General features: G+C 70.9%; 9 protein-coding genes and 1 tRNA gene. 6 read left to right on the top strand and 4 right to left on the bottom strand.

Features of this window, described 5'->3' with window-relative positions:
• Positions 1 to 7 precede the first annotated feature (7 nt).
• Together A3862_RS17020 and A3862_RS17015 are read left to right on the top strand one after the other, a co-directional pair.
• Positions 8 to 673: a response regulator gene (locus tag A3862_RS17020; RefSeq protein ID WP_043346486.1), complete on the top strand. Its 666-nt coding sequence runs from the start codon at positions 8 to 10 to the stop codon at positions 671 to 673.
• A gap of 84 nt (positions 674 to 757) precedes the next feature.
• Positions 758 to 1,750 carry a DUF808 domain-containing protein gene (locus A3862_RS17015; RefSeq protein WP_043758247.1) on the top strand — a complete coding sequence of 331 codons (993 nt, stop codon included), beginning with the start codon at positions 758 to 760 and terminating at the stop codon, positions 1,748 to 1,750.
• 168 nt (positions 1,751 to 1,918) lie between these two features.
• Here A3862_RS17015 and A3862_RS17010 read toward each other — a convergent pair.
• The 3 genes from A3862_RS17010 to A3862_RS17000 form a co-directional block, all read right to left on the bottom strand.
• Positions 1,919 to 1,993 (bottom strand) — tRNA-Gly (locus A3862_RS17010).
• A 108-nt stretch (positions 1,994 to 2,101) separates the two neighbouring features.
• Positions 2,102 to 2,566, bottom strand: coding sequence for an NUDIX domain-containing protein (locus A3862_RS17005; protein ID WP_043378448.1), 465 nt, complete (start codon positions 2,564 to 2,566; stop codon positions 2,102 to 2,104).
• Positions 2,567 to 2,579: 13 nt separating this feature from the next.
• Positions 2,580 to 3,275, bottom strand: coding sequence for a fumarylacetoacetate hydrolase family protein (locus tag A3862_RS17000; RefSeq protein WP_043758285.1), 696 nt, complete (start codon positions 3,273 to 3,275; stop codon positions 2,580 to 2,582).
• 137 nt (positions 3,276 to 3,412) lie between these two features.
• On the opposite strand from A3862_RS17000, the gene A3862_RS16995 reads away from it, so the two are divergent.
• From A3862_RS16995 to A3862_RS16985, 3 genes are all read left to right on the top strand, one after another.
• Positions 3,413 to 4,861: an FAD-binding oxidoreductase gene (locus A3862_RS16995; protein WP_043758287.1), complete on the top strand. Its 1,449-nt coding sequence runs from the start codon at positions 3,413 to 3,415 to the stop codon at positions 4,859 to 4,861.
• Between the two features lie 258 nt (positions 4,862 to 5,119).
• Complete coding sequence (locus tag A3862_RS16990) at positions 5,120 to 5,413, top strand: DUF2218 domain-containing protein (RefSeq protein ID WP_043352813.1); 294 nt, start codon at positions 5,120 to 5,122, stop codon at positions 5,411 to 5,413.
• 162 nt (positions 5,414 to 5,575) lie between these two features.
• Entirely contained in the window at positions 5,576 to 7,168 is a 1,593-nt protein-coding gene (locus A3862_RS16985; protein ID WP_043758290.1) for an ABC transporter substrate-binding protein, read from the top strand.
• Between the two features lie 16 nt (positions 7,169 to 7,184).
• Here the strand turns inward: A3862_RS16985 and putA are convergent, their stop codons facing one another.
• On the bottom strand, positions 7,185 to 10,871 hold the full coding sequence (gene putA, locus A3862_RS16980; protein WP_111473838.1) for a trifunctional transcriptional regulator/proline dehydrogenase/L-glutamate gamma-semialdehyde dehydrogenase: 3,687 nt from the start codon (positions 10,869 to 10,871) through the stop codon (positions 7,185 to 7,187).
• Between the two features lie 404 nt (positions 10,872 to 11,275).
• Between putA and A3862_RS16975 the strand changes: the two genes are divergently transcribed.
• Complete coding sequence (locus A3862_RS16975) at positions 11,276 to 13,195, top strand: hypothetical protein (protein WP_236961353.1); 1,920 nt, start codon at positions 11,276 to 11,278, stop codon at positions 13,193 to 13,195.
• Positions 13,196 to 13,232: the final 37 nt, after the last annotated feature.

Below are 13,232 nucleotides of genomic sequence, written 5' to 3'. Positions count from 1 at the left end.
GCGCCCGATGGATCGCATCCGCGTCGCCCTGGCCGACGACCACCCCATCGTCCTCGCCGGGATCCGGACGCTCCTGAACGCCGACCCCGAGATCGAGCTGGTGGGCGAGGCGACGAACGGCAGCGAGGCGCTGCCGATGATCCATGCGGCCGATCCCGACGTCGCGGTGGTCGATGTTTCGATGCCCGGTCTCAACGGGCTCGAGCTCACCGAGCGCGTGGCGGATGCGTGTCCGCGGACGCGCGTACTGGTTCTGACGGTCCATGAGGATGCGGCCTACGTCCAGCCGCTGCTCAAGGCCGGCGCCCGGGGATACCTGCTCAAGCGCTCGGCCGCGGAGGATCTGCTCCGCGCGGTCCGCGCCGTCGCCGCAGGCGGCGTCTATCTCGACCCTTCGGTGGCGAGCCATGCCCTGGCGCATCCTGCGGCTGACTCCCGGATCTCGGTGGCCGAGCCTGCCGCAGACGCGCTGAGCCCGCGCGAGACGGACGTCCTTCGCCTGATCGCCCAGGGCTTCAGCAACAAGGAGATCGCGCGCCGCTTCGATCTCAGCGTCAAGTCCGTGGAGACCTACAAGGCGCGGGCCGCCGAAAAGCTCGGCCTGCGCACGCGTGCGGAGATCATCCGTTACGCGGCCGCGCACGGATGGCTCGATGCCCTGGCCCTGCGCTAGGAGCCGCGATTCTTTGAGCGCGACGGATCAAATCGCGGCGCGGTTCGTCTGTCTGGCGGACCGAATACGGATGAGGGGAGACGTGTGAGCGTCGGATTGATTGCCCTGCTGGACGATGTCGCCTTCATGGTCAGGAGTGCGGCGGCGTCCCTCGACGACGTGGCAGGCCAGGCCGCGAAAGCCGGAACCAAAGCGGCCGGTGTCGTCATCGACGATGCGGCGGTGACGCCCCGCTACGTCGTCGGCTTCGCGGCGGAGCGCGAGCTGCCCATCGTCGGCAAGATCGCCGTCGGATCGCTCCGCAACAAGCTCCTGTTCCTGCTCCCGGGCGCCCTGGCGCTGAGCGCTTTCGCGCCCTGGGCGATCACGCCGCTCCTGATGCTGGGCGGTGCGTATCTCTGCTACGAAGGCACCGAGAAGGTCTACGAGGGCCTCTTTCCCCATCGCGCCCACGGCGACGCGGCGGACCACGCGGACGGCGCCGGTGGCGCTGCGGCCGGAGAAGAGCGCCGCGTGGCGAGCGCCATCAAGACCGACTTCATCCTCTCGGCCGAGATCATGGCCATCACCCTCGCGGCCTTGCCGGACGGCAGCTTCTGGATGCGGGCGGCCGTTCTGGCCATCGTTGCTCTGGGCATCACCGTGGGCGTCTACGGCGTGGTCGCCGTGATCGTGAAGGCTGACGACGCGGGCTTGGCTCTGGCCCGCAGCACGGCCGGGCCGCCGCTCGGAAGCCTCGTCCGCGGGCTCGGCCGCGGCGTCGTCAAAGGCATGCCGATCCTGCTCGGACTTCTGGCCGTCGTCGGTACGGCGGCCATGATCTGGGTCGGCGGCGGGATCCTGATGCACGGCCTGGAGACCTACGGCCTGGCATGGCCCGCGCACGCCGCCCACGACGCGGCGACGGCAGCGTCCGCGCGCCTGCCGTTCGCCAAGGGCTTCGTCGAATGGCTGGTCACCGCCCTCGCGTCGGGCCTGATCGGGCTGGTGGTCGGCGGCCTGCTGATTCCGCTCACGAGCTTCGTGCTGGCGCCGACGTGGCACGCCCTGTCGGCCCTGCGGAAGCAGACTGCCTGATCCGAGAAACGTCGAGGCCAAGCGGTACGGTGGTCCCGACGGTCACCGTATTGCTCGGCCTCCTCCGGAGCCCCATGGCCCGGCGGTCGAGGATGCTTCTGCAGGACCCAGAAACGACAAAGGCCGCAGAGCTGCGGCCTTGTAAGTCGATCGTATGGTTGGGAAAACTGGAGCGGGCGAAGGGATTCGAACCCTCGACCCCAACCTTGGCAAGGTTGTGCTCTACCCCTGAGCTACACCCGCTCACTAGCGCCGCGCCGCCTGGACTTTCGTGCCGGCGGCCCCCGGCGCGGCTCTCTAAACACCATTCCGGCGGACGACGCAAGCGCCCTTTTCGCGAACCGTGACGATTTACCAATTCGGGTCCGGCGGGAGGCCTTCGTGGATCTCGCGGAGCCGGGCGCGGGTCCCCCGGGTGGTGCCCTCGGGCAATGCGTCCAGCGCGAAGAAGGCGCATTCGGCGACCTCCCGGTCCGGCGCCTTGGGACGCAGCACCGTGAAGGCCGGCAGGACGAACAATGCGACGTGATCGCGGGGGGCGGCCACCACATTCCGGTAGAGGGCATGCAGGCGCGGCTCCCCCTGGGGCACGATCTCGGCCTCCTCGCGGAATTCCCGCACCATCGCGTCGCGCACGGCCTCGCCGCGCTCCACACCGCCGCCGGGCAGGTGCCAGCCGCTGACATAGGTGTGGCGCACGAGGGCCACACGTCCCGCCCCGTCCAGGGCGACGCCGCGCACGCCGAGGGTCATGCCCCGGGACGCGAGAGCCCCGAGGTGGAACAGGCGCCGCAGGAGCGGCCGGTCGAGGAGCATGCGGGTGCGCGGCTCAGACGACGTCGAGGGTGATCTCGCCGAGCCCGGCGATCGCCGCGACCATGCGCTGACCGCGCTGGACCGGGCCGACGCCGGCGGGCGTGCCGGTGAAGATCAGGTCGCCCGGTTGCAGGGCGAAGTAACCCGACAGGTAGGCGATCTGCTCGGCGACGGACCAGATCATGTCGGCCAGGTCGCCCTTCTGACGAATCTCGCCGTCCACCGACAGCGTGATCGCGCCCCGCGCCGGATGGCCGAAAACGGAGACCGGATGCAGCGCGCCGATCGGGCCGGACCCGTCGGCCGCCTTGGCGGTGTCCCAGGGCCGCGACATCTTCTTGGCCTCGTCCTGGACGTCGCGCCGGGTCATGTCGAGGCCGACCGCGTAGCCGTAGACGTGGTCGAGGGCGGTCTCCGCCGGGATGTCGCTGCCGCCGCTGGCGAGGGCCGCCACCATCTCGACCTCGAAATGGTAGTTGCCGGTCTTCGGGGGGTAGGCGTGAGGCGTCGGCTCGGAACCGACGATCTGCAGGGCGTCCGCGGGCTTCATGAAGAAGAACGGCGGCTCCCGGTCGGGGTCCGCCCCCATCTCGCGGGCATGGGCGGCGTAGTTGCGGCCGACGCAGTAGACGCGGCGCACGGGAAACAGGTCGCTGCTGCCCACGATGGGGAGCGCGATGCGTTGCGGGTTCTGGATGACGGAGAGCATCTCTGCCTCTGCGGTGGATCATCCGGACGGCCCGGCGCGACGACGCCCGGGCCCTACATCATCGTTGTAAGGTCCGCACCGGCGCGCGCCATACCGGAGCTTGCGTACCCCCGCCTCTGGCCTACAGAATCTTTGCGATGACCCCGACAGCCGCCCTCGACACCCTGCTGACCGCCCTGCGGGACGGGCTCGGCGCGCGGCACGTGCTGACCGATCCGGACGCCCTGGCGCCCTACCTGACCGAGAGCCGGCGCCTGTTCACCGGATCGGCCCTCGCCGTGCTGCGGCCCGGGAGCACCGAGGAGGTCGCCTTCGCGGTCCGCGCCTGCACGCAGGCCGGCATCGCGGTCGTGCCGCTCGGCGGCAATACCGGCCTGACGGGCGCCGGGGTGCCGCAAGGAGGCGTGGTGCTGTCCCTGGAGCGCATGACCCGGCTGCGGGCGGTCGATTCGGTGGATGCCACCATCACGGTGGAGGCCGGGATGATCCTGCAGGACGTGCAGGACGCGGCCGAGGCGGCCGGCATGCTGTTTCCGCTCTCCTATGCGTCCCGGGGCTCGGCCCGGATCGGCGGCGGCGTCAGCACCAATGCCGGCGGGATCGCGGTCCTCGCCTACGGCAACGCCCGCGACCTCGTCCTGGGGCTCGAGGTCGTGCTCTCGGACGGACGCGTCTGGAACGGGCTCAAGTCCCTGCGCAAGGACAATGCCGGCTACGACCTGAAGCAGCTCTTCATCGGCTCCGAAGGCACGCTGGGCATCGTCACCGCGGCCGTGCTGAAGCTGTTCCCGCGGCCGCGCTCCACGAGCGTCGCCTTTGTCGGGCTCGATTCGGCCAGGGCCGCCCTCGACCTGTTCGTATTCCTGCGGGCGCGGATGGACCGCGACCTGACGGCCTTCGAATACCTCCCGCCCTTCGCCCTGGAGATCGTGCTGCGCCACGTCCCGGGGACGGTGCAGCCGCTGCATGGCGCGCACGGCGCCTACGCGCTGATCGAGGTCGCGTCCGCGCGCCCGGATGCCGACACGCAGGCCGAGCTGGAATCCGCCCTCGGGCAGGCCCTGGCGGACGGGGTGATCGCGGACGCCACGATCGGCACCAGCGGCGCCCAGAACGCCGCGCTCTGGCGTCTGCGGGAGGGCGTTCCCGAGGCGCAGACCCGCGAAGGCGCGTCGATCAAGCACGACGTGTCGGTACCGCTGTCGCGGCTCCCCGCGTTCTTGGAGCAGGCAGGCGCGGCCTGCACGGCGGAGATGCCCGGCCTGCGACCCTGCGGATTCGGCCATTTCGGCGACGGTAACATCCATTTCAACCTGTCCCAGCCGCCCGGCATGGCGGCGGCGGAATTCCTGGCCGAATGGGGCCGGTTCAACCGGATCGTTCACGACATCGTGCACGACCTCGGCGGTTCCATCGCCGCCGAGCACGGGGTCGGCTTGATCAAGCGCGAGGAGCTCGCCCGCTACGGCGATCCGGTCGGGCTCGACCTCATGCGGCGCCTGAAGGCCGCCCTCGACCCCGAGGATCTGCTCAACCCCGGCAAGGTCCTCATCCGGGACGACCGCGACGCTTCGACGGCGCGCTGAGCAATTTTGTGCATCGCGCCATAATTCGGCGCGGAGCCGGGTGCAGGACAGCAACGCCGCGCCGTCATCCGCCGGGGTGGCCCGCTGCGTTAAGCCGCTGCTAACGCTTCGGACAGACCTTCACCGTAGACGACAAAGACGGGTCCTTCGGCGCCAGGCATGGCAATTGCTCAGAGGCCTTCCTATCTCGCAGATGCGAGATCGAGCGACGAACCGTCACCGACAGGCTGTTTTCATATCTCTTTGGAGACCGACGGAATGCCCACCTCTCAGGCCCGCGTGCAGACCAACGAGGCGAGCCGCTACCTGCAGCAGCTCTGCCGGCACTGGAGCCACAAGTTCAAGGTCGAGGCGACGCCCGTGCACGGCACCGTGCCGTTCGGCGAGGACCGCGTCTGCACCTTCGACGCCGAGCCCGACGCCCTGGTGATGCGCATCGACAGCTCCGACCCGGTGAACCTCACCCGGCTGGAGAACGTCGTGGCCGACCACCTCGCCCGCTTCGCCTTCCGCGAGAGCCTCGGCGACATCCGCTGGTCGCGCGCCGCCTGACGGCCCGCGCAGCGCGGTCACGTTCGACCCGTCCGGCCCCCGGCCCGGGCGGGGTCTCGCGATCCGGAACGGCCCGCAGCGGTGGCGCACCAGGTGGCGCACCACTTGCACGCGAGTCCGGCTTGCGGCCAGATCGGTCGCCGCCGAGGCCGGGATCGATCCATGAAGCGACGCACCCTGCTGACAGGCGCCGGAGCGCTGGTGGCCGGGACGCTCGCCCGTCCGGCCCAGGTGCGGGCGGCCTCCGCGACGACGCTGCGCTTCGTGCCCTACGCGGATCTGGCGCTTCTCGACCCGATCATCACCACGAACTACGTCACGCGCACCCATGCGCTGATGGTGTTCGATACACTCTACAGCCTGGATGCCGCCTACCGGGCCCAGCCGCAGATGGTCGCGGGCCACGAGGTCACGGCCGACGGCCTCACCTGGCGCCTGACCCTGCGGGACGGCCTGCGCTTCCATGACGGCACGCCGGTCCTCGGCCGCGACGTTGTGGCGAGCCTCAAACGCTGGTCGCAGCGGGACGCCTACGGTGGGGCGCTGTTCGACACGGTGGACGACCTCTCGGCGCCCTCCGACACCATGGTGCAGTTCCGCCTGAAACGGCCCTTCCCGCTCCTGCCGGACGCCCTCGCCAAGCCGACCTCCTATGTCCCGGTGATCATGCCGGAGCGCCTGAGCGCGACGCCGGCGACGCAGGCGGTGCCGGAGATCGTCGGCAGCGGCCCGTATCGGTTCGTCGCCGCCGAGCGGGTTCCGGGCTCGCTCAACGTCTACCGCCGGTTCGAGGAGTATCGACCCCGTCCGGACGGGACGGCGAGCTTCACCGCCGGACCGCGCATCGCGCATTTCGACCGCATCGAGTGGCGCACGATCCCCGACGGCGCGACCGCGGCCGGCGCCCTGCGCTCGGGCGAGATCGACTGGTGGGAGCAGCCCCTCGTCGATCTCGTGCCCGACCTGATGCGCCAGCCGGCCGTGCGGGTGGATCTGGTGGAGACCGCGGGGCTGATCGGACAGATACGCCTCAACCACACCCTGCCGCCCTTCGACAATCCCGCGATCAGCCGCGCGCTGCTCTCGGCCGTCGACCAGACCGAGATGATGGACGCGGTCGCCGGCAGCGACCCGGCGATCCGCCGCGGGCCCGTCGGGATCTTCACCGCGGGTGGTCCAATGGCGTCGTCGGCCGGCATGGCGGTGCTCACCGGCCCTCGCGACCTCGCCGCCGCGAAGCGGGCGCTCGCCGAGGCGGGCTACAAGGGCGAGCGGGTGGTGCTGCTCTCCGGGACCGACGTGCCGCGGATCAACGCGATCTGCGAGGTGATGGCCGATGCCTGCCGCAAGCTCGGGATGAACCTCGACGTCGTCGCCACCGATTGGGGGACCGTGAACCAGCGGATCCTGAACGCGAAGCCCCTGGATCAGGGCGGCTGGTCGATGTTCGGGATCTTCTCCGGCGGGCTGGACCATCTCTCACCGGCCTACCATCTGGCCGCCCGCGGGAACGGCCGCGCGGGCGTCCCGAGCTGGCTCACGGACGCCCCCCTGGAGGAGATGCGCAGCGCGTGGTTCGCCGCGCCGGACCTCGCCGCCCAAAAGGCCCTCGCGGCGCGGATTCAGGCGCGCGCCCTGGAGGTTGGCGCCTATCTCCCCTGCGGTCAGTATTTCCAGCCGACCGCTTACCGGCGCGACCTCGAAGGCATGCTGACCGGGCTGCCGCTGTTCTGGAACCTGCGCCGGTCGGCCTGAGCGCGCAGCCGTCGGGTCACCCGACGCTCATCAGGCTGGCATTGCCGCCGGCCGCTGCGGTGTTGATCGCTGTGGAGATTTCTTCGACCAAGCCCGCGGGATCGTAGAGATCGCCGGCCGCCAGCGCCTCCGGCTCGCGGGCCTGGAGCGGCAGGATGGCTCCGTCGCGGGCCGCGATGGCGGCGTTGAGATCCCGCAGGGCCGTCGCATCGCCCGCGAACAGGACGCCCTGGACGTCGCCCGCGCGGTCGAGATCCGGAGCCCAGGCGATCCGGGCCGCGCACACCGCCGGCAGACCGTCCAGGGCCGCATCGCTGCCGCCGGCGGCGACGATGACCGCCGCGTTGCCGGTGCCGAGGATCGCCCCGAGCTGGAGCAGGAGCGCCGTCTCCGTCGCCGCGATGGCGGCGACGCGCCCGCGCGGACGCAGGGCGTACAGATTGCGCTCACCCACCGGTCCGGCCAGCGCGATCGGGGCGGATCCGGGATAGCGGACGGTCTCCAGCCTCTCCGCGAGGTCGTGGCGATGGCGCGACCGCAGCCACGCCACGTAGGGGCGCAGCGCCGCCTCGTCGGCGGGCAGCCCGTCGCGGGCGGCGGCGGGCGGTCTCCGCATCAGCCGGCCGAGGGCCAGCGGGCCCCCGGCCTTGGGGCCCGTCCCCGACAGGCCCGAGCCGCCGAAGGGCTGCACGCCCACCACCGCGCCGATGATGTTGCGGTTCACGTAACGGTTGCCGGCCCGCACGCGGCCGAGGACGTGGTCGATGGTCTCGTCGACGCGGCTGTGCAGCCCGAAGGTCAGCCCGTAGCCGGTGGCATCGATCGCCGCGAGGAGCCTGTCGAGGGTATCCCGACGGTAGCGCAGCACATGCAGCACCGGGCCGAACACCTCCTGCTCGACATCGGCGACCGCCCCGATCTCGATCAGCGTCGGCGGTACGAAGGTCCCGGCGCCGGCCTCGGGCGGCAGGGGCAACTGCTCCACGGGAAACCCCCGCGCGCGCAGGCTCGCCACATGATCGACGAGGCGGGCGGCGGCGTCGGCGGTGATGACCGGTCCGACATTGACGGCGAGGCGCCGCGGGTCGCCGACCTGCAGCTCCCGCAGGGCGCCCTTGAGCATGTGCAGCGTCCGGTCGGCGATCTCCTCCTGCAGGCACAGGATCCGCAGCGCCGAGCAGCGCTGGCCCGCGGAATCGAAGGCCGAGGCGATCACGTCGGCCACCACCTGCTCGGCGAGCGCGGAGGAATCGACCACGAGGGCGTTCTGGCCGCCGGTCTCTGCGACGAAGGGCACCGGCTCGCCGAAGCGGTTCAGCCGCCCCGCGAGTGCGCGCTGGATGGCCTTGGCCACCGCGGTCGAGCCGGTGAACATCACGCCCTGCACGCGCGGATCCGCGACCAGAGCGGCGCCGACACGGCCGTCCCCCGGCAGCAGGTGAAGGGCATCCGCCGGGATCCCGGCCGCGTGGAGCACGCGGATCGCCGCGGCGGCGATCAGGGGCGTCTCCTCCGCGGGCTTGGCCAGGACCGTGTTCCCCGCCGCGAGGGCGGCCGCGGCCTGCCCGACGAAGATCGCCAGGGGGAAATTCCACGGCGCGATGCAGGCGACCGGGCCGAGCGGCGCGTGCGCGTCGCCGAGGATTCGCTCGGCCTCGGCGGCGTCGTAGCGCAGGAAATCGACCGCCTCGCGGATCTCCGCCACGGCGTTCGCGTAGGTCTTGCCCGCCTCCCGCACGATGAGCCCGATCAGCGCCGGCATCTGCGCCTCGAAGGCGTCGGCGGCCCGCCGCAGGCAGGCGGCGCGCGCGGCCGCCGGCGTCGCCGCCCAGCCGGCGGCGGCCGCTTCCGCCCGGGCCAATGCGCCTGCGACCGCCGCAGCCGTCGCCGCCCGGGCGAAGCCGACGACGTCCCGGTGGTCGGCGGGATTGCGCACGGGCTCGTCGGCCGCCGCGTCGTCCTCGCCCGACGGCACCGCCCGCCAGACGGTGCGCTCGCTCGCCAGCAACCCCTCCGAGAGATCGGCGAGGGCGGCCTCGTCGGCGAGGTCGAGACCGGCGGCGTTCATGCGGTGCGAACCGTACAGGTCCCGGGGAGCCGCGATCCGCGGATGCGGCGCCCCGGGACACGGCATGGCCTCCACGGCGGTGACGGGGTCGGCGATCAACGCCGCGATCGGCACGGCCGCGTCGGCGACTTGGTTGACGAAGGAGGTATTCGCCCCGTTCTCCAGAAGCCGCCGGACGAGATAGGCGAGCAGGGTCTCGTGCGTGCCCACCGGCGCGTAGATCCGGCAGGGGCGGCGCAGGCGCTCTCCGGCGACCACGGCCTCGTAGAGCGGCTCGCCCATGCCGTGCAGGCACTGGAACTCGTACTGGCCGGGCCGAAAATCCGGGCCTCCCATCTCGACGATGCTCGCCAGGGTCTGGGCGTTGTGGGTGGCGAATTGCGGGAAGACCGCGTCCAGAGCCGCGAGGAGCCGACACGCGCAGGCGAGATACGAGACGTCGGTGTGAAGCTTCCGGGTGAAGACCGGGAAATCCGCCAGACCGTCCACCTGCGCCCGCTTGATCTCGCTGTCCCAATAGGCGCCCTTGACCAGACGCACCATCAGCCGCCGACGGCTTCGGCGGGCGAGATCGATCAGCACGTCGATGACGAAGGGACACCGCTTGCCGTAAGCCTGGACCACGAAGCCGAGCCCGTCCCAGCCGGCGAGGTCCGGATCGAGGGCGAGCCGCTCCAGGATATCGAGAGACAGGTCGAGGCGATCGGCCTCCTCGGCGTCGATGTTCAGGCCCATCCCGTAGCCCTTGGCGAGGCGGGCAAGGTCCCGCACACGGGAATGGAGTTCGGCCAGGACACGGTCGCGCTGCGACCGCACGTAGCGGGGATGGAGCGCCGACAGCTTGATCGAGATGCCGGGTCCGAGGAGCACGCCGCGGCCGGCGGAGGCCGCCCCGATCGCCCGGATCGCCTCCGCGTAGGCGCGCCGGTAGCGTTCCGCATCCTCGGCGGTCACGGCAGCCTCGCCGAGCATGTCGTACGAGTAGGTGAAGCCCTTGGCCTCGCGCCGCCCGGCATGCCGCAGGGCCTCGGCGATCGTCCGCCCGGCCACGAATTGCTCGCCCATCATCCGCATGCAGAGATCGACGCCGGTGCGGATCACCGGCTCACCGCCGCGGGCGATCAGGCGGGTGAGCGCGGCGGACAGGCCGGCCTCGTCCCGGGTCGCGGCGAGCTTGCCGGTGACGAGCAGGCCCCAGGTCGCCGCGTTCACGAAAGGCGACGGGCTGTGCCCGAGATGGGCCGCCCAGTCGCCGCCCGCGATCTTGTCGCGGATCAGCGCGTCCCGCGTCGCCGTGTCGGGGATTCGCAGCAGCGCCTCGGCGAGGCACATCAGCGCCACGCCCTCCTGGCTCGACAGCGCATATTCTTGGATCAGCCCCTCGACGCCGCCGCGGCGCCCCTGCCGACGCAGGGTTTCGACCAGGCGTCCCGCATGTTCGGCGACGCGCCGGGCGGCCTCGGGCGACAGGCGGGCCTGATCGAGGAGCGCCGCCACACACTCGCTCTCGGGCCGCCGACAGGCCGCGGTCACGGCCTGCCTCAGGGGCGACCGGTCCGGCAGGCCGGCGGCGAGCCGGCGGGAGGCAGCGCTCGCCCCGACGGCCGCAGCTTCGACGACGCCGGTCCCGGACATGATCCGTCCCTCCGACACGGCACGATGCCGCGCCGTTACGACCTCAGGCTACACAATCCGGGCGCCGCGTCGAAGCCGGGGTGCCGACGGAAAGGCTTGGCCCGACCAGACCGTCCCGGGCGGTCACGGTCACGCGGCCTCACCTTTCAGGAGCGAAGCCTGCGCCTGCGCGAGATCGGATCCCGTATGCAGGGATGCCCCGGCGATGAACTAGGTCAATCCATAGGCTTCCGCCCACATAAGATCTTGTCGTATGTCTTGGCCGTATATCGATCTGCTAGCCGCGAATTACATGGGACTATATTGAAATATATTCAGGCATTCAATTGTTTTGCACATCCGGATTGTCCGCCCTCGGTTGCGGACTGCTCGGGTCAGAGCCCACGTCTCGATGAGGACGCCGCATGCCGCGTTTGGAGATCACCGGCACCGAACGACGCTACAACACGGTCGCAGCCATCGAAGACAAGGGTGCGTGGCAGATGGTCATGCCCTTTCCGCGGGCTTCGATCCGCGCCGCCGCCCTTGTCGGCGATGAGAGGCTGGTCTGCCTGTCCGAAGACGGGGAACTCTGCCTGATCGCGTGGCGCGCGCGCCAAGATGTTGTGCGGCGGCGCCTGCCGCGCGGGGATTCCTGTGCCCGTAGGCTGTTCGTCACGCGCGATGCCGAGCTGATCGCAGCCTATGTGAGCCATGTTCCGAGTGACGAGATCCAATACCTCCACCGCCTCGTCGTCCTGCGGGCGGCGGATCTCGAAATCCTGCTGGATGGGCGGGGGATCACCTGGCCGTCCGACGGTCCGATCGGACGTCTTTCCGCCGAGGAGGCTTATCCGCCGCGACCGGGTGGACCGGCCATCCTGACGATTCACGGCGATCTGTTCGAGGATCCGGAGGGAAGGCTGGCCTTCATCGGCCTCCGATGTGGGCCGGGCGGGGCGTCCTACGGGCTTTGCCGCCTGGAGCGAACCGACGGGTCGGTGCGCTACGATCCGCTTCCGGACGCGGTGAAACCGTATTGGTTCAGCCCGAGCGGCCGCTACGCAGTCACGCCGCGCCTCGATCCTTCGCCCAGGGAATCCGAAGCGGCAGCGGATGCGGTGGGGGACGAGCCCCGACACCGCGCACAGGCCGTCGAACTCTGGACGACCGAACCCGTCGCCCACGTCGCGACCCTCGTCGCGCGCCCGGGCCCCGAGCAGCACCGCGTCATGACGGAGGTGGCCTGGGAACCGGACGAGCGGGCGCTCTGGGTCAAGTACGGGTTCTTCTGGGATCGGAACACGGAGTTCCAGCGCATCGGCCTGGACGGCGCCCGCTCGCCCGTTTTCGCGTTCGGCCGCTATGCGGGCGCCAAAGCCGTTTCCACATTCGGCGACGTGGCCGATGCCGAGAGGGTCGAGATCCGCTTCTACAGCGACGCAGTCTTCATTCCGCGACCCTGGTGCGCCGATTCGGGACCCGCGCGGCTGATCGCGCAGGACGAGGACGGGTATCGCCCTCTGGCGTCGGCGGGGCCGAGCGCGTCGGCGGTCGGGCGCTTCCTGGCGCGCTCGCTACCGGTGGTCACCGTGGCGGATTTCTCGGCTGCGGCCATCGCGGAATCGTTGGGCTGGCTCACAGGTCAGATCCGGACGGATCTGGCCGCTCTTCTGCGGAGCGACGCCCTGGCGCTGACCTTCAGGGTCGGCGGGAAGGCGATGACGGAGCCGGCCTTCTTCGCGCGGATCGCGCGCGAGCGCATTGCGGTGGCGCCCGGGCTGCGTGAGCTCCTGACAACCTATCTCGAAGTCCAGCCCGCACTCGTGGCCGCCAAGAACCTGTACCGGCAGATCTGGGGGCCCGATGACAACCAGGGAGCGCTGGCGCCGGCGATGCAGGCGCTGCTCCATCTCGATCCGGCGGCCCACGACGTGTTTCGTGACTATCTCGCCCAGCGCGACGGGGAGCACGAGGACTACTCCACCACGGTAATGATGCAGACCTACATCGCCGCGACGGGCTGGCGGGACCGGGCCATGATCGGGTTCGGCGTCTATTTTGCGCTGATCCGGTACAGGGACGGCGTGATCAGCCTGGGCGGAGGCTTCCTCGAGGAACACGGTGTCCTCGATGCCGCCGAGGGGTTGCTGGATCCCGCCGACTTCGCCGTGCTCATCCGCGAGGAACTCGACGGGTTCGCAGCGCGGCCCGATCTCGATTGCCGCCTCGGCCCGGACGCCCTGTCTCGCGAACTCCGAGCCAGCCTCGCGACCACCGCCTATGGCCGGCGGGTCCTGGCGGCGCTCGCGGACCGGCCGGCCGCACCGCCCGGCCCGACCTGAGGCCGCGGGACGCGAAACGGTCCGTCGCGCGATCCCG

Source organism: Methylobacterium sp. XJLW, from assembly GCF_003254375.1.
GTDB classification, from domain to species: Bacteria; Pseudomonadota; Alphaproteobacteria; order Rhizobiales; family Beijerinckiaceae; genus Methylobacterium; species Methylobacterium fujisawaense.
Note: the sequence above shows the minus strand (reverse complement) of the source record. Positions and strands in the feature narration are given on the sequence as shown.